Genomic DNA, 22030 nt, shown 5'->3' on the forward strand with positions numbered 1-22030 from the left:
GGGGTCCAGGGGGCGGAGCCCCCTGGCGGGGTTGAAGGGGCGGAGCCCCTGGGGGATGGGACGGGTAGGGGCGGCGGGGGCGAGGAAAGGCGTGGGCCGCAGGCGCGTCCGGCGCTCGTAGAATCGGTGGGTGAATGTCCCCGTGCGCCCGGCCGAGATCCTGCGTGACGCCCTCGCTGCTCTTCTGGCAGGCCTTCCGCCGCGCCAGGCCGGGCAGGCCGTCGACCGGCTGATCGCCAACTATCGCGGCGCGACGCCGACCGACACCCCGATCCTCCGGGACCGAGCCGACGTGGCGGCCTACGCGGCGTACCGCATGCCGGCGACCTTCGAGGCGACCCACTCCGCGCTGGAGGCGTTCGCGCAGGCGGTGCCGGAGTGGACACCCGGCAGCCACATCGACGTCGGCGGCGGGACCGGCGCGGCGACGTGGGCCGTCACCGCGACCTGGCCCGGCGAGCGCAGCGTCACCGTGCTGGACTGGGCCGAGCCCGCGCTCGCCCTCGGCAGGGAGATCGCCGCCGCCAACCCGGCGCTGCGGGACGTACGCTGGCAGCGCTCTCGTATCGGAGCGGCGCTCAAAATCGAGAGCACTGATCTCGTCACGGTCTCCTACGTCCTCAACGAACTCACCGCCCCCGACCGTGCCACCCTCATTGACGCCGCCGCCACCGCCGCCCAGGCCGTAGTGATCGTCGAACCCGGCACCCCCGACGGCTACACCCGCGTCATCGAGGCCCGCGACCGCCTCATCACCGCCGGATTCCACATCGCCGCCCCCTGCCCGCACAGCGCGGCCTGCCCCATCGTCCCCGGCACGGACTGGTGCCACTTCTCGGCACGGGTCAGCCGGTCCTCACTCCACCGCCAGGTCAAGGGCGGCTCCCTCGCCTACGAGGACGAGAAGTTCGCCTACGTCGCCGCCACCCGCCTCCCAGTCACCCCGGCCCCCTCCCGCGTCGTACGCAAACCACAGATCCGCAAGGGCCAGGTCCTCCTCGACCTCTGCGAGACCGACCCCGAACCCGCCCTCCGCCGGACCACGGTCACCAAGCGCCACGGGGACAAGTACAAGGCCGCCCGCGACGCCGACTGGGGTGACCCGTGGCCCCCGGACACCCAGGACTAGGACGGACTAGGACACGTCTGCCCAGCGGCGCAGGGTCGCGACGGCCGCCGCGTGGTCGGCGGGGGACAAGTCCTCCAGCCTGACGTGGTGGTTCGTGTCGGGCGCCCACAGGACGCATGAGTCGTGTGCGCCGGGACTGAAGGGCTCGGCGACCGCCGGGTCCATCGCGCCGTTGACGAACAGCAGCCGGCTCCCGCGTCGGCGGACCCAGCGGTCGATGTCCGGCATGGCGTCGGAGTCGAAGCGCAGTGGAATGTCACATGGCACGAAACTGCGGGGCTCGATGGCCCGCGGATAGCGCAGCAACCCGGCCAGGTGGGCGGTGGGGACGCTCAAGTACCCCATCTGCGTGCCGAGTTGGTACCAGTAGGGGATGTAGTGCGTCGCGATCTCGTCGGCGTACACGGGCAGCGCGGCGGTGCGCTCCAGCCACGCGTACAGCTCGTCGGTCGTGGCGGCCGGGCCGGGGATGGTGCTGCCGTCCCCCGTGCCGTTCTGCCAGAACATGAACAGCACGCGCAGGACGGCGATTTCGAGCGCCTTGTCCGCGCTGCCGACGATGCGGAAGCCGGTGCCGGTGGACGCCGCCCATGCCTCGTAGCGGGCGACCATGTCGGAACGGCGCAGCAGGATCTCCCGCTGGGCCGCCTTCAGCGCGTCGCGCGTCTCGGCGGAGCCGATGGTCTCCAGGAAGCGGAGATAGGCGGAGTCGTCCCGGTCGTCGACGTTGTTCGGCGCGGAGTAGGCGACGGTGCCGTCCACGTCGTACGGATGGAAGCGGCGGTGGTAGACGCTCGCGATGCCGCCCTTGCTGCCGCCGGTCGAGATCCACGCGCCGCCGTACAGGCGACGGAACAGGCGGACGACGCGGTGGTGGTCGTCAGCGGCCTGGCGGATCGTCAAGTGGGTGTAGTCGGGGGTCGGCGGGCGGGATGTGCCGAAGTAGCGGTGCTCGACCTGGAGTTGGTTGGCTTCGAGCAGGACGGTCGGCTCCGACCTGTATGGGGTGAGGGTCGCCTCGTAGCCCGTCGTGAACAGGACGGTCGGTCGGTCAGGCGAGGTGTGCAGCAGGGTGAGGCGCTGCTCGAAGGTACCGGCCTTGGGGTCCGTGTGGTCGACGGGCTGGCGCAGGCCGAGGACGAAGAAGCGGTACCCGGGCTCGGCGCCCGGCCGTTCCTCGATCACCCGCAGTCCGGGCAGGGCCCGTAAGGCGTCCAGTACGTCGTCGTTTCCGGCGCGGGTGCCGCCCGTTGCTGCCCGCGAGGGAACGGTGGTTGCGACGGCCAGGCCCGCTGCCGAGGCTGCCGAGGCCGTCGAGGTGAGCAGACGTCGTCTCGTCCACGTGCGCATCGTGATTCCTCCCCGGTGTCGCTGACCGCTTCAGTACAGCGGCTGGACACCGGGGGAGGATCCCGCGTGCAGGGGGGACGATCTCCCCCGGGCGGGGGAGCCGCGTTCACGACGAGGTGTCTGCGGTGCGTCCCTCCTCGCGTTTCTCCTGGAGCTTGCGCAGCAGCTCCCGCTTCTGAGCCTGGGGGTCGAGGGGACCGCCCACGCGGCGGCCCCGTGCGCCGCCGCGCAGCGCGTCGCGCCCGAGGTTCCTCCGCGTGCCGCCAACTCCGAGCATGCTTCCGGCTCCGCCTCGCGCCATGACGGGGGCCTCCCTTTCTCGATGACTCTTCGACGATTTCTCGACGACTGCATTGCACGATACGTCTCGTCTCGCTTCCAACATGGACCACTCTCCAACGAGACGTCTCGTCTTGTCAACCTGATAGATTCGATCCATGACCAAGAACTCCGCACTCGAGACGTCCGCCCCCGTCAAGTCCGCCCCCGACTCCACCCGCCGCAGCGAGAAGTCCCGTCGCGCCATCTACGACGCCGCGATCGAACTGGTCGCGGAGGTCGGCTACCCCAAGACCACCATCGAGGGCATCGCCGCCCGCGCCGGCGTCGGCAAGCAGACGATCTACCGGTGGTGGTCGTCGAAGGCGGACGTCCTGCTGGAGGCCTTCCTCGATCTGAGCGAGCAGGCGTCGCGGGAGGCGGGCGCGGAGGAGTCGTACGTCATTCCGGACACCGGCGACCTCGCCGCCGACCTCAAGACCGTGCTGCGGCTCACCGTCGACCAGCTCAAGGACCCCCGGTTCGAGGGCCCCTCCCGTGCCCTGGCCGCCGAAGGTGTGGTCGACGAGAAGCTGGGCCGGATCTTCATGGCCAAGCTCCTCGAACCGTCGCTCCAGCTGTACGTCGACCGGGTGCGGGCCGCCCAGGACGCCGGGCAGGTGCGTCAGGACGTCGACCCGCGCATCGCCCTCGAACTCTGGGTCTCCCCCCTCGCCCAGCGCTGGCTGCAGTACACGGGCCCGATCTCGTACGAGTACACGGACACCCTCGTCGACTACGCCCTGCACGGCATCGCGCCCCGGTAAATCCCCCCAAAGCAGTCGATGCCCCCCGATTCGGGAGCCGCACCCGCCTCGCCCCACCTACCCCGGATGTCAGCTCCGGCCCCCCGGAGCGCAGGATGGTGGGACCATAGGGCATGCTGTCCGCTACCACAGCGAGGCGAGGGGATAGATGAGCGCGGAGTTCGGCGGTCGTTCCGGCCGGCAGGGCAAACTCTCCCAGTGGCTGCGGGGACGCCGCCCGAAGGAGGCCGTCGGTGACGACGGCCGTGAGGCCCTGCTGCTCGCCGCCGCCGGGGCGGGCCTGCCGCTCGCGCCCGCCGCGTATCCGGCCGCCGGTTACGGCTGTTCCTGTGACCGCGTCGGCTGTCCCACCCCGGCCCGGCACCCGGTGTCGTTCGCGTGGCAGACGCAGTCCACGACCGACCGCGCACAGATCGAGCGCTGGGCCCGGCACCAGCCGCAGGCCAACTTCATCACCGCGACCGGCATGGTCCACGACGTCCTGGACGTCCCCCGGGAGGCGGGCCAGGAGGCCATGGAGCGGCTGCTGGCCTCCGGCATCGAGGTCGGCCCGGTCGCCGAGAGCGACGACGGCCGTCTGCTGTTCTTCACCCTCACCCGGGGCACCCCCGAGGAGGAGGACGAGTGGTGGCCCTGCGAGCTGGACTGCCACCCCGAGACGATGGACGAGCACCCCGGCCTGCGCTGGCACTGCCGCGGCTCGTACGTCCTGGTGCCGCCCGCCCGGCTCCCCGGCGACGACGGCCACACCGTCCACTGGCTGCGCGGCCCGGAGCATCCGCTCCCCGACCCGCTGAGCCTGCTGGAAGTCCTCACCGACGCCTGCGCCCGCTACGTCGGTGAAGACTCCAGCCACGTGACCGGGGCCGCCTGGCCCCTGCGCCACTGACCGGAGGGGCCGGAGGGGCCGGAGGGGCCGGAAGAGCTACTCGCCCTTCGCCGACGTAAGGCCCTGGATCCGCCCGAGGATCGTCACCTTGCCGGGCCCCTTCGGGTCCAGCGCCACCTCGTTGGAGACGAACTCCATCGTCAGCGACTGCTTGATCTCACCGGTCGTCAGCGCCAGCACGTCATCGCTCGGCGTCGGCACCGACGTACCTGCCGCGGCCGTCTCCTTCTCGTAGTGGCGGGTGGTGAAGAACACCAGCGCCCCGCCGTCCTTCGTGCGCACCGCCACCGGCGCGTAATCGCCGTCCGTCAGCGGCTCGTCGATGTACTGGGTGACCAGACCCGGCTTCTTGGCCTCCTGCTGCCGCTCCGTACGCCACCCGCTGGTGTGCGCGCCCGAAGCGAAGGCCGACTCCCCGCCGTTCTTGAGGTAGGTGGTGTACTCCTGGCCCAACTCGCCGGGCGCGGCGGCCAGTTCGGTGGAGTTCATGGGCACGGACTCGGCGAGACCGTCCTTGTCCTTCTTGAGCTCCGGTACGTCGCCGGGCGCGACCAGCGTCAGATAGGCCACCTCCCACGGCTCCTGGAGCCCGCCGCGGGTGAACACGAACAGCCAGCGCGCGCTGCCGCCCTTGTTTCCCGCCGCGTCGGCGATGAACCAGCGCGGCCAGCCCGCCTTCTTGACGATCGTGTACTTCACGTCCGACAGCTTCAGCGGCGCGTGGTTCGGATTGCCCTCGGGGCTGCGCGCCTGCCCGGCCTTGAGCCGTGCCGCGTCGATGTCACTGAGGGCGCCGGTCACATGGTCGGCGTCCAGGGAGCTGTCGTACGCCTTGTCGGCCGCGTTGTACGCGCTCGTGAACTGCTGGAGCGCCTTGGCGGCTTCGGCCCGGGTGGCGGCGGGGAGCACCTCGCGCTCCCCGTGCACCACCACGCACCCGCTCGCGGTCAGCGACAAAGCGGTCACGGAGGCTGCTAGCAGTGCGCTCCGGTCAATCCTGCGAAGACTGCGAAGGCTGAGCTGCCTTCGAAGGCCGCGATCCCTGCTCATCGGCTACCTTCACCTTCCCCTTCCCGGAGGCGAACCCTACCGGGGCGAAGAACAACGCGAGCGTCGGGATCAAGTACAGCAGCCACACCGTGACCTGGAGGACGGTGGGGTCCGGCTGGAAGTTGAAGACGCCCTTCAGGAGCGTGCCGTACCAGCTGTCCGGCGGGATCGTGCCGCTGATGTCGAAGGCCTTGCTGTTCAGGCCGGGCAGCCAGTCGGCCTCCTGGAGGTCGTGGAAGCCGTACGCCAGGACGCCCGCCGCCACGACGACCAGCATGGCGCCGGTCCAGGTGAAGAACTTGGCGAGGTTGATCCGCACCGCGCCCCGGTAGAACAGCCAGCCGAGCACGACCGCGGTGGCGATGCCCAGGGCCACGCCGACCAGCGGGCGCGGTGTGCCGTCGCCGGCCGCGCGCACCGACGCCCACACGAACAGGGCCGTTTCCAGGCCCTCACGGCCCACCGCCAGGAAGGCCGTCGCCACCAGCGCGCCCGTGCCCATCTGCAGGGCCGCGTCGAGCTTGCCGTGCAGGTCCGCCTTCAGATGCCGGGCGGTGCGCCGCATCCAGAAGACCATCCACGTCACCAGGCACACCGCGAGGATCGACAGCGAGCCGCCGAGCGCTTCCTGCGCCTCGAACGTCAGCTCCTGGGAGCCGAATTCGAGCGCGCAGCCGAAGCCGAGCGCGAGCGCCACCGCGACACCGATGCCGATCCAGATCGGCTTCAGCGCGTCCCTGCGGTCGGTCTTCACCAGGTAGGCGATGAGGATGCAGACGACGAGGCTGGCCTCCAGGCCCTCGCGCAGTCCGATCAGGTAGTTGGAGAACACGGGCTACGCCTCCTCGGAGAACAGCGCCCGGCCCCACCAGTCGTCCTTGTCACGGACGCCGGGCGGGATCGCGAAGATCGCCGAACCCACATGCTGGATGTACTCGTTGAGCGTGTCCGGCGCCAGGCTGCGCTGGATGGGGATGAAGCCCTTGCGGACGTCCCGCTGGTAGGCGAGGAAGAACAGGCCCGCGTCCAGGCGGCCCAGCCCGTCCGTGCCGTCGGTGAAGGAGTAGCCGCGGCGCAGGATCGTCGCCCCGTCGTTGGTGTCGGGGTGCGCGAGCCGGACATGCGCGTTGGGCAGCATCGCCTTCAGGAACGGCTCGTCGCGCTCCTTAGCCTTGCCGACCGGGGCGCCCTCGCCCTTGTCGCGGCCGATGATGTCCTCCTGCTCCTGCAGCGAGGTCCGGTCCCAGGTCTCGATGTGCATGCGGATACGCCGGGCGACGAGATACGAACCGCCGACCATCCACGCGGGACCGTCCGTGCCGGAGACCCACACGAACTTCTTCAGCCGGTCCGTCTCCGTCCCCGCGATGTTGCGGGTGCCGTCCTTGAAGCCCATGAGGTTGCGCGGGGTCTGCTCCTCGGGCGTCGTCGACGACGTCTTCCCGAAGCCGAGCTGGGACCACTTGATGACGACCTTGCCGAAGCCGATGCGGGCCAGGTTGCGGATGGCGTGCACGGCGACCTGCGGATCGTCCGCGCAGGCCTGGATGCACAGATCGCCGCCGCTGCGGTTCTTGTCGAGGTTGTCGCCGGAGAACTTCGGCAGATCGACGAGCGCCTCGGGACGGGCGTCCGCCAGCCCGAACTTCTCGAACAGGGAAGGCCCGAAGCCGATCGTCAGCGTCAGCCGCGACGGCTTGAGGCCCAGCGCCTCGCCGGTGTCGTCCGGCGGCGCCTCGGCCAGACCGCCGTACGCGCCCTCACCGACCGTCTGCCCGGCCGCCATCCGGCGCGCGGCGACCGTCCAGTCCTTCAGCATCTGGATGAACTGCGCGCGGTCGTCGGTCTTCACGTCGAACGCGGCGAAGTGCAGCCGGTCCTGCACCGGCGTGGCGATGCCCGCCTGGTGCGCGCCGTGAAAGGCGACCGCCGCGCCCGACGCGGCGCCGGCCGGGTCGACATCGTCGCCGGTGCGGGCCATCGCCACCGCACTCCCGGCCGCGGCGGCACCGAGCGCGAGCCCGGCACCGCCCCAGCCGATCAGCGCACGCCGGGACGGGGATCCCGAGGTCTCGGTCATGAGGGTGCCCCCTACTTCACGACGACTGCGGCGGCCAGCTTGGAGAGGGGCTCGGCGAGCGCGTTCACGGCGTCCGACAGCTCCTTGCGGTCGGCCTCGCCGACCTTGTCGTACGAGGTGAAGTCGTACGAGGTCTTGTCCGTCCGGTACTTGTCGAGCAGCCCGTTCAACGCGCTGAACTGCTTGTCGAGTTCGGTCACCAGGGCCGGGTTGTTCTCCTGGGCGACGGACTTCAGCAGTTCGTACGACTTCTCCGCGCCCTCCACGTTGGCCTTGAAGTCGACCAGGTCGGTGTGGGAGTAGCGCTCCTCCTCGCCGGTGACCTTGCCGGTGGCGACCTCGTCGAGGAGTTCCTTGGCGCCGTTGGCCATGGAGGTCGGGGTGATCTCGGCCTTGCCGACCCGCTTCTGCCAGTCCTTCAGGTCGGTGATGAGCTGGTCGGCGAGTGCGGAGTCGCGGGCGGTGAGCTTCTTGTCCTTCCAGAGCGAGCGCTCGATGCGGTGCCAGCCGGTCCAGTCCTTCTCCAGGTCCTGGCCCTCCTCCAGACCGTCCTCGCGCAGGTCGACCTTGGGGTCGATGTCGCCGAAGGACTCGGCGACCGGCTCGGTGCGCTCCCAGCCGATACGGGAGGGCGCGTAGGCCTTCTTCGCGGCCTCCATGTCGCCGTCCTTGACCGCCTTGGCGAACGTCTCGGCGAGCGGCACCGTCTCGTCGGCCTGGGTCTGCGCGTACTCGCGGTAGGCGGCTACGGCCTTGTCGAGACGCGGGTCGCGCTTGGCCGCCGTCCCGCCGGTGACCTTGATGTCCTGGCGGATGCCGTCGCCCTTCATGCCGGGCTTGCAGGCGATCTGGTAGTCGCCCGCCTTCACTTCGGCGGTGACGCGCTGCTTGGTGCCGGGGCCTATGTTCTCGCGCTCGGTCACCACCCGGTCGTCCGGGAAGAGGATGTAGACCTCGTTGACCTTGGAGCCCTTGTTCTCGATGGCGAGCTCGACATGCCCGGCCGGGACCTCGTTCTTCGACACCTCGCACTTGTCGTCCGTCGCGGTCACGTTGATCACGTTGTCGCCGCTGCCCGAACCGCCCTTCTCGGTGCAGCCGGTGAGAGCGGCCACCGCCGCCACGGTGGTGGCGGCGGTGATGACGGAGAGTCTGGCGGGGCGCATACAGGCTCCATGGGGGTGGCGAGAAATCGCTGACAGAGGGCACATAGCTTCGGCTAGGCTCGCCTAACTTAACCGAGCCTTACCTGCGTGATACCCGTCCGTACCGTGATTCAGCTCTCATGGACGGTGTATGAGCACGAGCCGATCACGGTGGCTCAAATCGGACCCCACGGAAGGGTCAAGGAAGCGTCAAAGGTCGCGCCTTGGGGTCACCAGGACCGCGCCCGTCCGGGGATGCGGCAGCACCTCGACCTCCTGGTCATAGACCTCCGAGAGCAGCCGGTCCGAGAACACCTCCCCGGGCGGCCCGTCCGCCACCACCTCCCCGGCACGCAGAATCGCCACCCGGTGCGCATACGCCGCCGCAAGCCCCAGATCGTGCAGCACGACCACCACCGCATCCCCGGCCCGCGCCCGCTCCCGGCACAGCCGCAGCACCAGCTCCTGATGCCTGAGATCCAGCGCCGCCGTCGGCTCGTCGAGCAGCAGCAGCGGCGCCCGCTGAGCAAGCACCCGAGCGAGCGCCACCCGAGCCCGCTCACCACCGCTGAGCGCGGAGAACGGCCGGGCGGCGAACGCGGTCACCTCGGCCCGCTCCATCGCCTCGGCCACGGCGGTGTCGTCGTCCTCGATCGCGGTTGCGGCCCAAGGTGCGCGCCCCATCCGCACCACCTCTTCGACCGTGAAGGGGAACGACAACGCCGCCGACTGCGGCAGCACGGCCCGACGCAGGGCAAGTTCAGGCGCGGACCACTCCGACGCCGGACGCCCCAGAATCCGTACGACCCCCTCCACGACCGGAAGATCAGCGGCGAGGGCACCCAACAGGGTGGACTTACCAGCCCCGTTGGGCCCGACGAGGGCAAGCACTTCACCGGCACGGGCGGCGACGGACACTCCGTGGAGGGCGACGCGAGAACCGAGCCGAACGTGGAGGGCCTGCGCTTCGGCGAGAACGTCGCCGGGCTGGGCGGGGGCGGGAGGGGCAGGACGGGGACGGAGGAGTCGCATAGGGAGGGGTCCTTATAGAGAAGGGTGACTGAAGAACGTTCAGGGGCGCGGGGAACTGCGCGACAAGCCCCCACACACCCGCAGACGGCATACGACCCCTAGGCCCAACCCCCTTGCCTGCGCCGCGTCCTGCGCAGTAGCCAGAAGAAGAACGGGCTGCCAAGAAGCGCAGTCAAGACCCCCAGCGGGAGCTCCGCGGGCGCGGCCAACGTCCGCGCAGCCAGATCCGCCCCCAGAAGCACCACCGCACCCCCCACCGCACTGCCCGGCACCAGGAAGTGGTGCCCGGGCCCCGCAGCCATCCTCAGCAGATGCGGCACGACCAGACCGACAAACCCGATGACCCCGGCGACACTCACCGCAGCCGCCGTCAACAACGCGACGACAAGGATCAACACGATCCGCAGCCGCTCCACCTCGACCCCCAGATGCCGCGCAGGCCGGTCGCCGAGCGCGAGCAGATCCAGCCGGCGCGAATACACCGGCGCCACCAGCAGCCCGATCGCCGCACACGGCAGTACCGCCAGCACCTTCGGCCAGGTCGCCTGGGAGAGGGAACCCAGCTGCCAGAAGGTGATCTGGTTCACCGCCGCGGTGTCGGCGAGAAAGATGAACAGCCCGACGAGCGCCCCGCAGAACGCGTTCACCGCGATCCCCGTGAGGATCAGCGTCACGACCTCCGTACGGCCGCCCGAGCGCGACATCCCGTACACCAGCAGCACGGTGCAGAGCCCGGCGACGAAGGCCATGGCCGGGAGCGTCCAGTTGCCGAAGAAGGACAGGCCGAGCGCGATCGAGGCCACCGCGCCGACCGCCGCGCCCAAGGAGACGCCGATCGTGCCCGGTTCGGCCAGCGGATTGCCGAACACGCCCTGCATCAGCGCGCCCGCACACCCCAGCGAGGCGCCGACGAGCAGCGCGAGCACGATCCGAGGGAAGCGGACGTTCCACAGCACCGACTCGGCGACCCGGTCCAACTCCCCGCCTCCGAGCCCGACTTTGTGCTGCACGGAGGCGAGAACGTCCCCCACCGGGATCGGGTACGCGCCGATCCCCGCGGCGACCGGAACGAGGACGAGGAGGCCGACGACCATGCCGACGGTCAGCAGCCAGCCGGTGGTGCGCCGTCTGCGGGGCGGCACGTCGGCCGCCACCTCCCGCTCCGCCTTCTCCAGTACGGTCATGCGGCTCTCCCTTTCAGTGATCGATGCTTAGGTTAGCCTTACCTCGCTCGCCACCGATGTGCTGCTTCAATGCCTCCGTGACTGATTACGACGTGCTGCGTGTCTTCTGCGGCGCCGCGGGCGGATACGGCAACGAGCTCGGCGTCGTTCGCGAGGGCTCGCTGATGCCGGAGCGGGATGAGCGGCAGGCGTTCGCGGCGAAGCTCGGGTTCAGCGAGACCGTGTTCGTGGATGACCCCGAGCGGGGAGTCATCGACATCTACACGCCCAGCACCCGGCTGCCCTTCGCCGGATATCCCTGCGTCGGTACGGCCTGGCTCCTCGACGTCCCCGAACTGGTCACGCCCGCCGGTGTCGTGGGCGCCCGGCTGGACGGGGAGTTCAGCTGGATCGAGGCGCGGGCGGAGTGGGTTCCGCCGCGCACTCTGCGCCAGTACGCCACGGCCGCCGAGGTCGACGCCCTGCCGGTGCCGTCGCCCGGCGAGTGGATCTACGCGTGGGCCTGGGAGGACGAGGCGGCGGGGCGGATCCGGGCCCGTGGCTTTCCCGGTCGCGGTGACGGTATCGAGGAGGACGAGGCGACCGGCGCGGCGGCCATGCTGCTCACGGACCGGCTGGGCAGGGCCCTCAACATCACGCAGGGGGCGGGGTCGCAGATCCTCACCGCTCCGCAGCCGGGCGGCTGGGTGGAGGTCGGAGGACGCGTGTTCCTCGAGCGCTGAACAGTCAGCGCTGATCGCTGAGTGCTACGCGCTCAGCGGAAACTCCTCGCCCAGTGCCCGGAACACCGCCGTGTTGAGTGTGAACGCCTTCTTGCACTCCGCGATGATGCGCTGCTTCTCCAGGTCGTCCGCGTGGACCCCGTCCAGCAGCTCCCGGTAACCCCGCTTGAACGCCGCCGGGTTGGCGATCTCCTCGAACACGTAGAAGCGGACGCCGTCGCCCTTCCTCGCGAAGCCCCAGGTCCGTTCCGCCTTGTCGCGGATGATCTGGCCGCCGGAGAGGTCGCCGAGGTAGCGGGTGTAGTGGTGGGCGATGTAGCCCGCCGGCCAGGTGTCGGCGCACTCGGCGATACGGCTCGCGTAGGCCTGGGTGGCCGGGAGTGCGGTGAGGGTGGCGCGCCAGTCGGGGCCGCGCAGGTGCTCCAGGTCCCGCTGCAGCGCGGGGAGCCGGAAGAGCTCGGGCTGGATGAAGGGGCCGGTCACCGGGTCCGACGCCAGCCGCTCGGTTCCGGTCTCCAGTGCCTCGTACACGAACCACAGTTGCTCGGTGTAGCGCGCGTACGCGTCGACGCCGAGCTTGCCGCCGAGCAGGTCGCTCATGAACGTCGAGGTCTCCGCCTCCACGTGCTGCTCGTGGGACGCGGTGCGGATGAGGGTCGAGAAGGAGTCCATGAGGCCTGATTTTCTATGGTTAGGCTTACCTAAGTCAACCACTTCCCGACCCCTTGTCGGGAAACTTGCCGACGTCCTGTCGGTAAAAGAGTACAAGAAAAGACCCGCCCCCAGCAGGGGACGGGTCGCGTGGGCGCTACGGCAGCGTCAGGATCTCCGCCCCCGTCTCCGTCACCACCAGCGTGTGCTCGAACTGGGCCGTCCGCCGGCGGTCCTTCGTGACGACCGTCCAGCCGTCGTCCCACATGTCGTACTCATGCGTGCCGAGCGTCAGCATCGGCTCGATCGTGAAGGTCATGCCGGGCTGCATGATCGTGGTGGCGTGCGGGCTGTCGTAGTGCGGGATGATCAGGCCCGAGTGGAAGGACGAGTTGATGCCGTGGCCCGTGAAGTCCCGGACGACTCCATAGCCGAAGCGTTTCGCGTACGACTCGATCACGCGGCCGATGACGTTGATCTGGCGGCCCGGCTTGACCGCCTTGATCGCGCGGTTCAGGGACTCGCGCGTGCGCTCCACCAGCAGGCGGCTCTCCTCGTCGACCTCGCCGACCAGGTACGTCGCGTTGTTGTCGCCGTGCACCCCGCCGATGTACGCCGTCACGTCGAGGTTGATGATGTCGCCGTCGCGCAGGACGGTGGAGTCGGGGATGCCGTGGCAGATGACCTCGTTGAGGGACGTGCACAGGGACTTGGGGAAGCCTCGGTAGCCGAGCGTCGACGGGTAGGCGCCGTGGTCGCACATGTAGTCGTGCGCCGCCTTGTCCAGCTCGTCCGTGGTCACCCCGGGGGCGATCAGCTTGGCCGCCTCCGCCATCGCCCGCGCGGCGATCCGCCCGGCGACGCGCATCGCCTCGATCGTCTCGGGCGTCTGCACCTCCGGGCCGGTGTACGGCGTCGGCGCGGGCTTGCCGACATACTCGGGGCGACGGATGTTTCCGGGCACGGGACGGGTGGGAGACAGCTCCCCTGGTACGAGCAGCGACTGGCCAGACATGCCAGCGAGTCTAGACGGCGGGCATGGGGGAACATGTCTGTGGTGAAAGGAGCCGGTCATGGCCCTGTTCAAGAAGCGGACCGTCGGAAAGCCGGGCGAGTGGTACTACTGCCTGGAGCACAAGAAGGTCGAGGAGGGCCCGGAGTGCCCCGCCAAGGACCGCTTCGGCCCGTACGCCAACCGCGCGGAGGCCGAGCAAGCGATGGCGACGGCACGCGAGCGCAACCTGGAGTGGGAGAACGACCCCAGGTGGCATGACACCCCAGCAGGCAAGACCGACGACGACTGACAAGCGCCCCGAAGGCTAGCGCCCCAAAGGGGCGCGGGGAACTGCGCGACCAGCCACGACGGCGCCGCAGCCGAACAACGGGCCTCAGGCCTCAGTCGGCGCAGCCAACCCCCGCTGCCGCACCGCGTGCTCGTTCGTGCGTTCGTCGTACGTCATCAGCTTCGGCAGACACAGCGCCAGGAGCCCCACCGCACCCACGCACAGCAGCCCGCCCGACCAGACCGACGCCCGTACGCCCCACAGCGCGGCGAAGCCGCCCGAACGGACCTGGCCGACGGTCGGGCCGACCGAGTACGACAGCAACTCGATCCCGGCGAGCCGACCCCGCAGCTCGTCCGGGATCGTCTGGTTCCACATGGCCGCCCGGAAGATCCCGCTGACCATGTCGCAGCCGCCCGCCACGGTCAGGAACAGCAGCACCAGCCATACGTCGCCGACGACTCCGGCGGCCGCGATCGCCAGGCCCCAGAGGGCCGCCGACACCACCACCATCCGGCCGTGGCGGTGGACCCGTGACGTCCAGCCGCTCGTCAGGCTCACCAGCATCGCGCCGAGCGGGACCGACGCGTACATCAGGCCCAGCGCCCACTCGGCGTCCAACTCGTCCGCGAGGAACGGCAGTACGGCCAGCGGCATCGCCAGGAACATCGCGGCGAGATCGACGGCATAGGTGCCCAGCAGCTCCTTGCGGCCCCACGCGTACCGGGCGCCCTCCGCGATGGCCTTCAGCGACGGCTTCGCCGCCTCGTGGGACGCGGGGGAGGACGCGATGCGGAGGGTCAGTACGACGGAGACGGCGAAGGTCGCGAGGTCGGCGCCGTACGCCCAGCCCAGGCCCGCATACGCGACGACCACGCCCGCCAGGGCCGGGCCCGCGACCCCGCCGAGCGTCCAGCGGAAGGCGTTCAGCGAGGCCGCCGCCGGCAGGTGCTCGTGGGCCACGATCCGGGGCCAGAGGGAGTCGAGGGCGGGCCGCTGCACGGAGAACAGGGCGGAGGACAGGGCTGCGACGACGTACAGCGGCCAGATGGCGGGGTGCGGGAGAAGCGCGTTGACCAGCAGGGCCGCGGTGAGCAGGCCTTGTCCGGCCTCGGTCCAGATGATCAGCTTGCGTTTGTCCCAGGCGTCCGCGAGCGCCCCGCCGTACAGCCCGAAGACCAGCAGCGGTATGAGTTCCACGGCCCCAATCGCGCCGACCGCCGCGGCCGATCCGGTCAGTTCCTTCAGCTGCACCGGCAGCGCTACGAAGGTGAGGAAGCTGCCGAAGTTCGAGATCAGCCCCGAGAACCACAGCCGCCGGAAGTCACGGGAGGCCCGCCAGGGTGCGAGGTCGGGTAACACTGCGCGAAGGCCGGAAGGGCGGTCGGGGGCGTCATCGGTCACGGAGGCTCATGGTTGGGGACGCCCGGAGGCGGGGCAACCGAATTACCAGGGGGTGGGGGGTGGTGCGGTCAGCTCGTCCGCCAGCCGCGACAGGCGGTCCCGAAGCCTCCGCCGTCCTCTCGGCACCGGCAGCGAACTCTCCCCGGCCGCCGCGCTGACCAGGTGCTGCACGGTGTCCAGGTCCAGCTCGGCCGACTCGGACACGGCCAGCCTCTCGTGCGCCATCGCCGCCAACTCGCCCTCGTCCGCGCCGAGCGCCAGCACCGTCGCCCCGGCCCGCCGTGCGTCGTGGACCCGCTCGAGGGTGGCGGGAGTGCAGGAGCCCGCCGGTGAGACCACCAGCAGCGTCTCGCCGCGCCGGGCCGCCGCGAGCCGGCCCAGACCCACGGCCAGGTGCGCCGGATCCGAGGGGCGCGCGTCATGTCGTACGAGAGTCGGTGACAGCTCCGGCGTGCCCGACCACGCGGCCTCGTCGACGAGATGGGCGGCGAGGTGCCAGGGCTCGTACTCCGGTGTGCCGACCAGCAGCAGGCCGCCGCCGTGCGACACGACCGAACCGCGCAGCACCCCCGCGAAGCGCCGCGTGGCGCCCAACCACTCGGTCCCGGCGAGCACTTCGCGCAGCAGCGCGACCCGTACGGCATCCATGCGACGGCATCCTGCCGCAACCCGCGACTTGTGATGTGGAGTTCACCACGAATTCGCCCATGATGGGCAGACGGCCGGATCGCCGCCGAACACGTCATGAGGAGTGCGCGCATGTCAGAGACCAGCGTCCCGTTCCGCGCGGGCGACGACGGCTACGCCAGCTACCGGATCCCGGCGGTCGTCGCCACCGCCTCCGGCACGCTGCTCGCCTTCTGTGAGGGCCGGGTCGACTCCGCGAGCGACTACGGGCACATCGACATCGTGCTGAAGCGGTCGACGGACGGCGGCCGCACCTGGGGGGCCTTGCAGGTCGCCGCCCGCAACGGCACCGACCTCGCGGGCAACCCCGCGCCCGTCGTCCTCGACACCGGCCGCGTGCTGCTCGTCCAGTGCCGTTCCGCCGCCGACGCGGCCGAGAGCGCGATCGCGCGCGGCGAGGTCAAGGACGAGGACGGGCGGCGGGTGTGGGTGCAGCACAGTGATGATGAGGGGGTGACCTGGTCGGCGGCCCGGGAGATCACCGGGCAGGTCAAGGAGGTCGGCTGGCGCTGGTACGCCACCGGGCCCGGCCACGCCCTCCAGCTGAGCACCGGCCGGGTCGTCGTCCCCGCCAACCACACCGTGCCGCCCACCGGCTCGGACGTCGGCAACGAGCCCCGGTACAACGGCGGCCACTGCCTGCTCAGCGACGACCGCGGCGAGACCTGGTACCTCGGCTATGTCGACGACAGCCCGACCGACTACCTCAACGCCAACGAGACCACCGCCGCCGAACTCCCCGACGGCCGCGTCTACTTCAACACCCGCACCGACTCCCGCTCGCCCGGCAACCGCGCCGACGCCCACTCCGAGGACGGCGGCCGGACCCTGGTGAAGCCGTTCCGCCCCCAGGCCGGACTGACCGCCCCCGTCTGCCAGGCGAGCCTCCTCCAGCTCCGCGACCCCGACCTGCTGCTGTACTCAGGGCCCGCCCACGGCCGCGCCCTGATGACCCTGCGCGCCTCCACCGACGGCGGCACCACCTGGCGCCCGGCGTTCACCGTCGACGGCCTCCCGGCCGGGTACTCCGACCTGGTCCGCGTCGACGCGTCCACCGTCGGACTGCTTTACGAGACGGGCGACTTCAACCCGTACGAGACGATCAGCTTCCGGCGCATCCCCGTGACGCAGCTCACCTGACCCGGTGAGGGTCGCGGGGGCGGACGTAAAGTCGGGCCATGACCTCTACCGACAGTGCTGCACAGAAGCCCGCGAAGGCCCCCGCCAAGGACCCCTGGGACCTGCCCGACGTCTCCGGTCTCGTCGTCGGCGTGCTCGGCGGGACCGGGCCGCAGGGCAAGGGCCTCGCCTACCGGCTCGCCCGGGCCGGCCAGAAGGTGATCATCGGCTCGCGGGCCGCCGAGCGCGCGCAGTCCGCCGCCGAGGAGCTGGGGTACGGCGTCGAGGGCGCCGACAACGCCGAGTGCGCGCGCCGCAGCGACATCGTGATCGTCGCCGTGCCCTGGGAGGGGCACGGCAAGACGCTCGAATCCTTGCGTGCCGAGCTGTCCGGCAAGCTCGTCGTCGACTGCGTCAACCCGCTCGGCTTCGACAAGAAGGGCGCGTACGCCCTGAAGCCGGAGGAGGGCAGCGCCGCCGAGCAGGCCGCCGCGCTGCTGCCGGACTCGCGGGTGACCGCAGCCTTCCACCATCTGTCGGCGGTGCTGCTGGAGGACCCGGAGGTCGAGGAGATCGACACCGATGTGATGGTGCTGGGGGAGGAGCGCGCCGATGTCGAGATCGTGCAGGCCCTCGCCGGCCGTATCCCCGGCATGCGCGGGATCTTCGCGGGGCGGCTGCGCAACGCCCACCAGGTCGAGTCGCTGGTGGCGAACCTGATCTCCGTGAACCGCCGCTACAAGGCACACGCGGGGCTCCGCATCACGGACGTATGAGGGGATGGGGGACACTGGAGGCCGCAATCCGCAGTGTCCCCCGACAGGAGCCGACCCCATGCCCCGCCTCGCCCTCTACGCCCTCACCGTCTGCGCCCTCGCCGTCGCCGCGGCCGTCGTCTCCTTCGTGCAGGGCAGCTGGCTGGGCGTCGTGTGGGTGCTGCTGGCGGGGCTGTCGTCGAACATGGCCTGGTACTACGTCAAGCGCGGCAAGGCCGGCCGAGAGGCCTGACGTCACTGGCCGATCTGGCAGTACTCGCTCGTGTCCTGCCAGAAGCGGTACAGGTCCTGACCGCAGTAGGTCTCCAGATCGGTGATCCCCATGGTGGACAGGATCGAGTCCACGGCGTCGAAGAACACGCCGTTGATCGACGGCACCCACAGCAGCGCGAACACGAACAGCAGGCCGAACGGCGCGAACGGCTCCACCTGCCGCTTCACGTTGTGCGACAGCCAGGGCTCGATGACCCCGTAGCCGTCCAGGCCCGGCACCGGCAGGAAGTTCAGGATCGCGGCCGTGACCTGGAGCAGTGCCAGGAACGCGAGCGCGTACTGGAAGTCGCGCGGCACTCCGTCCAGCGCGTCCAGCCAGAACGGCGCGGTGCACACGGCGGCGAAGAGGACGTTCGTCAGCGGGCCCGCCGCGGAGATCAGGCTGTGCCGCCAGCGGCCCCGGATCCGCCCCCGCTCGATGAAGACGGCACCGCCGGGCAGGCCGATCCCGCCCATGATCACGAAGAGCACGGGCAGGACGATGCTGAGCAGGGCGTGCGTGTACTTCAGCGGGTTGAGCGAGAGATAGCCCTTCGCGCCGACCGTGATGTCGCCGCTGTGCAGGGCCGTGCGCGCGTGCGCGTACTCATGCAGACACAGCGAGACGATCCACGCCGCCGTCACGAACAGGAACACGGCCACACCGGGCTGCTCCGCGAACCCGGTCCAGGTGGCCCATCCGGTGACCGCGGTGACGGCCATGATCCCGACGAAGACGGGACTGATCCGCCGGTCACTGTGGCGGGTGGTGGCGGTGGTCATCGGGCTCCCCTGGCTCATCTGCACTGCGCTGCGACTGCCCGACCGTACCGGGCCCAGGGGGAAAACGTCTCGCGGGCGGCTGTGGGTTCCGGCTGCGCACAGTTCATGCGCGGGTAAACCCGGAGGCAGCGTGGGGGCGGCAGCAGGGACAATGGGCCCGTGCGCTATCGCATCCTCGGCACGACTCAGGCCCTCCGCACCGACGGCACCACCGTCCCCGTCGGCGGGGCGCGGCTGCGTGCGCTGCTGACGGTGCTGGCCCTGCGGCCGGGACGGACCGTGCCGGTGAGTGTGCTGGTGGACGAGGTGTGGGACGGCGAGGCGCCCGCTGATGCGACGGGGGCGGTGCAGGCGCTGGTGGGGCGGCTGCGCCGGGCGCTGGGCGCGGAAGCCGTGGAGTCCGTGGAGGGCGGGTACCGGCTCGCCGCCTCGGGTGACGACATCGACCTGCATCGTTTCGAGCGGCTGGTCGGTGACGGGCTGCGCGCCCTCACCGACGGCGACCCCGCCAAGGCGGCCGTGGTCCTCGACGACGCCCTCGCGCTCTGGCGCGGCCCCGCCCTCGCCGACCTGCCCGACCGCACCGCGGACGCGGCCCGCTGCGAGACCCGGCGCCTCGACGCGCTCCGCGCCCGGCACGCCGCCGCCCTCGCGCTCGGCCAGGCCGAGCAGTCCCTGCCCGAGCTGACCGCCCTGTGCGACAGCCACCCCCTGGACGAGCCCCTCCAGGCCCTGCGTCTGCGCGCCCTGCGCGACACCGGGCGGGCCGCCGAGGCGCTGGCCGCCTACGACAACGTACGCCACCTGCTCGCGGACCGGCTCGGGTCCGATCCCGGGGCCGAACTACGGGCGCTGCACGGGGAGTTGCTCCGTCCGGCGGAGGCGCCGAGCCGGCCGGTCGGCAATCTCCGCGCCCGGCTCACCTCCTTCGTCGGCCGGGAGGCCGACATCGATGCCATCCGCGGGGACCTCGCCGCCGCCCGGCTGGTGACGCTGCTCGGGCCCGGCGGGGCGGGGAAGACGCGGCTGTCGCAGGAGGCCGCCGAGGCCGTGCGGGACGTGGCCCGGGACGGGGTGTGGCTGGCCGAGCTGGCACCCGTCGACGACCCGGCCGCCGTGCCGGAGGCCGTGCTCACGGCCGTGGGTGCGCGCGAGACCGTGCTCTACGGGGCCGGGGCGGAGGAGATACGGGCCGGGTTCGAGCGCCATGACGATCCCGTCGTACGGCTCGTCGAGCACTGCGGCCGGCGGCGGATGCTGATCGTGCTCGACAACTGCGAGCATGTCGTCGAGGGCGCCGCCCGCCTCGTGGAGCAGCTGCTGGAGCGGTGTCCCGGGCTCACCGTCCTGGCCACCAGCCGTGAACCCCTCGGTGTGCCGGGGGAGTTGGTGCGGCCCGTGGAGCCGCTGCCGGAGCCGGTCGCGCTGCGGCTCCTCGCGGACCGGGGTGCCGCCGCCAGGCCGGGCTTCCGTATCGAGGACGATCCCGAGGCCGCCGCCGAGATCTGCCTGCGGCTCGACGGACTGCCCCTCGCCATCGAGCTCGCGGCGGCCCGGCTACGGATGTTGACGCCCCGTCAGATCGCGGACCGGCTCGACGACCGCTTCCGGCTGCTCACCTCCGGCAGCCGTACCGTGCTGCCCCGCCAGCAGACCCTGCGGGCCGTCGTCGACTGGTCCTGGGACCTGCTCGACACCGACGAACGCGACGTCCTGCGCCGGCTGTCGGTGTTCGCGGGCGGCTGCGACCTCGCCGCCGCCGAGGCCGTCTGCGGACCGGCCGCCCTCGACGCGCTCGGCTCTCTCGTCGACAAGTCCCTTGTCGTGGCGGCCCCTTCGGGGGAGGGCGGCGAGATGCGCTACCGGCTCCTGGAGACCGTCGCCGAGTACGCGGGCGAACGGCTCGACGAGTCCGGCGGGCGCCCCGCCGCCGAGCGCGCGCATCTGACGTACTACCGCGAACTCGCCCGCACCACCGACCCGTTGCTGCGCGGCCCGCGGCAGCGTGCCGCCATCGAACGCCTGGAGCGCGAGTACGAGAATCTGCGCACCGCCCTGCGCCGCGCCGTCGCCCTCCGCGACGAGCAGGAAGCGCTGTGCCTGGTGCTGTCGCTGTCCTGGTACTGGCAGATGCGCGACCTGCGGATCGAGGCCCGCAACTGGTGCCGCGAGGTCAAGGACCTGGGCCCCGACCCCTTCACGGCGCCGGCCCGAGTGGCCGATCCGCTGTGGGAGCGCTGCACGGACGCGCCGCCGCCCTGGACGGGCCTGGTCCTCGACGAGGCGCGGCGCGGGGTCCATCTGGCCCATCTCGCCTGTATGGACACCGAGTTGGACGCCTGGCAGACCGACGAGGCGCAGGAGAGGCTGCGGACCATCGCCGCGAGCTACGAGCCCGGTCTGCCGCAGACCTGCCGGACACCGGGGATGTTCTGGTTCTACGCCGTGATGCTGACCGGCGACATGGGCCGGCTGCGCACGATCATCGACGCCTCCGTCGCCACCTGCCGGGACACCCCCGGCTACGAGTGGGAGCTCGCCGCCGGCCTCCAGATGCGCGCCAACTTCCTCGCCAACCGCGGCGACTGGGCCGGCGACGCCACCCGCGACGCCGACGAGGCGCTGGAGATCTACCGGCGCCTCGGCGACGCCTGGGGCATCGCGGAGGCGCTGTCGGCCCGTGCCGAGAGCCGCGAGCGCACCGGCGACCACCGCCTCGCCGTCGTCGACTACGAGGCGGCCGTCGAGCACGCCGAACGGCTCGGCGCCCGCGCCCATACGTCCGTGCTCCGGGCCCGGCTCGGCAGCGCGCTGCTGGAGATGGGCGAGGTCGAGCGCGGCGAACGCCTCCTGCGCGACGTCATCGCCGAGCGCGACGGCTCCCACAACGAGGCCATGCCCGCGGCCCGGCTCTTCCTCGCCGGCTGGCTCGGCATGACCGATCGCGTCCCGGAGGGCCGCGAGCAGCTCCGGCTGCTGCGCGAGGAGTTCGCCATCGCCCACTTCGTCGTCTTCGACGCCTTCATCCTGGGGCTGGCTGCCTGGCTGGACGCGGTCGACGGCTGCCACGAGGAGGCTCTCGAGAAGCTCCGGCAGGCACTGGTACGCGCCAGGGACCCGCTGTCCGAGGCCTTCACACCGCAGATGCGCTCGACCTATCTGACCACCGCCGCCCTCGCACTCGCCGGCCTCGACGGCGGCCGCCGGGCCCGCGACGCCGCCCGCTGCCTCGGCGCCGCCGACGCCCTGCTGCCGCCCCGCCATGTCCTGTCGACTCTGGAGCGCACCTGCCGCGAACGGGCCGAGCAGCCGCTCCGGCAGCTGCTCGGCGACGAGGAGTACGAGACGGCGTACGCGGAGGGCGGCGGCCTCTCCCCGGAGGAGGCCACCGCCCTGGTGTGAGCCGCAC

The 22030-nt window shown here is 71.2% G+C and carries 22 protein-coding genes; 9 read left to right on the top strand and 13 right to left on the bottom strand.

The features are described 5' to 3' along the window. The first annotated feature begins 130 nt into the window (after positions 1 to 130). Positions 131 to 1129, top strand: a complete 999-nt coding sequence (locus AB0I98_RS42205) for a small ribosomal subunit Rsm22 family protein (RefSeq protein WP_362951230.1) — start codon at positions 131 to 133, stop codon at positions 1127 to 1129. A gap of 6 nt (positions 1130 to 1135) precedes the next feature. On the opposite strand, the gene AB0I98_RS42210 is transcribed toward AB0I98_RS42205, so the two are convergent. After that, positions 1136 to 2479, bottom strand: a complete 1344-nt coding sequence (locus AB0I98_RS42210; protein ID WP_362951233.1) for a S28 family serine protease — start codon at positions 2477 to 2479, stop codon at positions 1136 to 1138. Positions 2480 to 2585: 106 nt separating this feature from the next. Continuing rightward, positions 2586 to 2780 (bottom strand): DUF6243 family protein, encoded by a 195-nt coding sequence (locus tag AB0I98_RS42215; RefSeq protein ID WP_362951234.1) that lies wholly within the window; start codon positions 2778 to 2780, stop codon positions 2586 to 2588. A 136-nt stretch (positions 2781 to 2916) separates the two neighbouring features. Here AB0I98_RS42215 and AB0I98_RS42220 point away from each other — a divergent pair, with 136 nt between their 5' ends. Both AB0I98_RS42220 and AB0I98_RS42225 read left to right on the top strand, forming a co-directional pair. After that, positions 2917 to 3564: a TetR/AcrR family transcriptional regulator gene (locus tag AB0I98_RS42220; RefSeq protein ID WP_362951236.1), complete on the top strand. Its 648-nt coding sequence runs from the start codon at positions 2917 to 2919 to the stop codon at positions 3562 to 3564. 148 nt (positions 3565 to 3712) lie between these two features. After that, positions 3713 to 4453 carry a bifunctional DNA primase/polymerase gene (locus AB0I98_RS42225; protein ID WP_362951238.1) on the top strand — a complete coding sequence of 247 codons (741 nt, stop codon included), beginning with the start codon at positions 3713 to 3715 and terminating at the stop codon, positions 4451 to 4453. Between the two features lie 36 nt (positions 4454 to 4489). Here the strand turns inward: AB0I98_RS42225 and AB0I98_RS42230 are convergent, their stop codons facing one another. From AB0I98_RS42230 to AB0I98_RS42255, 6 genes are all read right to left on the bottom strand, one after another. After that, a complete protein-coding gene (locus tag AB0I98_RS42230; RefSeq protein ID WP_362951240.1) occupies positions 4490 to 5503 on the bottom strand; it encodes a hypothetical protein in 1014 nt (337 codons plus the stop codon). Beyond that, positions 5445 to 6335, bottom strand: coding sequence for an iron uptake transporter permease EfeU (gene efeU / locus AB0I98_RS42235; protein WP_362951242.1), 891 nt, complete (start codon positions 6333 to 6335; stop codon positions 5445 to 5447). Before efeU ends, AB0I98_RS42230 begins: the two co-directional genes overlap by 59 nt. Positions 6336 to 6338: 3 nt before the next feature. Continuing rightward, a complete protein-coding gene (efeB, locus tag AB0I98_RS42240) occupies positions 6339 to 7583 on the bottom strand; it encodes an iron uptake transporter deferrochelatase/peroxidase subunit (RefSeq protein WP_362951244.1) in 1245 nt (414 codons plus the stop codon). 11 nt (positions 7584 to 7594) lie between these two features. Beyond that, a complete protein-coding gene (efeO, locus tag AB0I98_RS42245) occupies positions 7595 to 8749 on the bottom strand; it encodes an iron uptake system protein EfeO (protein ID WP_362951246.1) in 1155 nt (384 codons plus the stop codon). 189 nt (positions 8750 to 8938) lie between these two features. Beyond that, on the bottom strand, positions 8939 to 9760 hold the full coding sequence (locus AB0I98_RS42250) for a heme ABC transporter ATP-binding protein (protein WP_362951248.1): 822 nt from the start codon (positions 9758 to 9760) through the stop codon (positions 8939 to 8941). Positions 9761 to 9858: 98 nt separating this feature from the next. Continuing rightward, complete coding sequence (locus AB0I98_RS42255) at positions 9859 to 10944, bottom strand: iron ABC transporter permease (RefSeq protein ID WP_362951250.1); 1086 nt, start codon at positions 10942 to 10944, stop codon at positions 9859 to 9861. Between the two features lie 77 nt (positions 10945 to 11021). On the opposite strand from AB0I98_RS42255, the gene AB0I98_RS42260 reads away from it, so the two are divergent. After that, positions 11022 to 11666 carry a PhzF family phenazine biosynthesis protein gene (locus tag AB0I98_RS42260; RefSeq protein WP_362951252.1) on the top strand — a complete coding sequence of 215 codons (645 nt, stop codon included), beginning with the start codon at positions 11022 to 11024 and terminating at the stop codon, positions 11664 to 11666. Positions 11667 to 11690: 24 nt separating this feature from the next. Here AB0I98_RS42260 and AB0I98_RS42265 read toward each other — a convergent pair whose 3' ends face one another. Both AB0I98_RS42265 and map read right to left on the bottom strand, forming a co-directional pair. Beyond that, positions 11691 to 12338, bottom strand: coding sequence for a biliverdin-producing heme oxygenase (locus tag AB0I98_RS42265; RefSeq protein ID WP_362951254.1), 648 nt, complete (start codon positions 12336 to 12338; stop codon positions 11691 to 11693). Positions 12339 to 12474: 136 nt separating this feature from the next. Further along, positions 12475 to 13332: a type I methionyl aminopeptidase gene (map, locus tag AB0I98_RS42270; protein WP_210577701.1), complete on the bottom strand. Its 858-nt coding sequence runs from the start codon at positions 13330 to 13332 to the stop codon at positions 12475 to 12477. 58 nt (positions 13333 to 13390) lie between these two features. On the opposite strand from map, the gene AB0I98_RS42275 reads away from it, so the two are divergent. Continuing rightward, positions 13391 to 13621: a hypothetical protein gene (locus tag AB0I98_RS42275; protein ID WP_362951256.1), complete on the top strand. Its 231-nt coding sequence runs from the start codon at positions 13391 to 13393 to the stop codon at positions 13619 to 13621. 84 nt (positions 13622 to 13705) lie between these two features. On the opposite strand, the gene AB0I98_RS42280 is transcribed toward AB0I98_RS42275, so the two are convergent. Both AB0I98_RS42280 and AB0I98_RS42285 read right to left on the bottom strand, forming a co-directional pair. Further along, positions 13706 to 15004, bottom strand: coding sequence for an MFS transporter (locus AB0I98_RS42280; protein ID WP_362951258.1), 1299 nt, complete (start codon positions 15002 to 15004; stop codon positions 13706 to 13708). Between the two features lie 42 nt (positions 15005 to 15046). Then, positions 15047 to 15652, bottom strand: a complete 606-nt coding sequence (locus tag AB0I98_RS42285; protein ID WP_362951260.1) for a hypothetical protein — start codon at positions 15650 to 15652, stop codon at positions 15047 to 15049. 111 nt (positions 15653 to 15763) lie between these two features. Between AB0I98_RS42285 and AB0I98_RS42290 the strand changes: the two genes are divergently transcribed. Genes AB0I98_RS42290 through AB0I98_RS42300 form a run of 3 tightly spaced genes read left to right on the top strand, consistent with a single transcriptional unit; the run spans position 15764 to position 17818 of the window. Then, positions 15764 to 16831, top strand: a complete 1068-nt coding sequence (locus AB0I98_RS42290) for a sialidase family protein (RefSeq protein ID WP_362951262.1) — start codon at positions 15764 to 15766, stop codon at positions 16829 to 16831. A 38-nt stretch (positions 16832 to 16869) separates the two neighbouring features. After that, positions 16870 to 17586, top strand: a complete 717-nt coding sequence (npdG, locus tag AB0I98_RS42295) for an NADPH-dependent F420 reductase (protein WP_301979512.1) — start codon at positions 16870 to 16872, stop codon at positions 17584 to 17586. A 4-nt stretch (positions 17587 to 17590) separates the two neighbouring features. Next, positions 17591 to 17818, top strand: a complete 228-nt coding sequence (locus AB0I98_RS42300; RefSeq protein WP_362951264.1) for a hypothetical protein — start codon at positions 17591 to 17593, stop codon at positions 17816 to 17818. A 2-nt stretch (positions 17819 to 17820) separates the two neighbouring features. On the opposite strand, the gene AB0I98_RS42305 is transcribed toward AB0I98_RS42300, so the two are convergent. Next, on the bottom strand, positions 17821 to 18621 hold the full coding sequence (locus tag AB0I98_RS42305) for a site-2 protease family protein (RefSeq protein ID WP_362951266.1): 801 nt from the start codon (positions 18619 to 18621) through the stop codon (positions 17821 to 17823). Between the two features lie 159 nt (positions 18622 to 18780). Between AB0I98_RS42305 and AB0I98_RS42310 the strand changes: the two genes are divergently transcribed. Continuing rightward, entirely contained in the window at positions 18781 to 22023 is a 3243-nt protein-coding gene (locus AB0I98_RS42310) for a BTAD domain-containing putative transcriptional regulator (RefSeq protein WP_362951268.1), read from the top strand. Positions 22024 to 22030: the final 7 nt, after the last annotated feature.

It is taken from the genome of Streptomyces sp. NPDC050211, assembly GCF_040656035.1.
GTDB lineage: Bacteria > Actinomycetota > Actinomycetes > Streptomycetales > Streptomycetaceae > Streptomyces.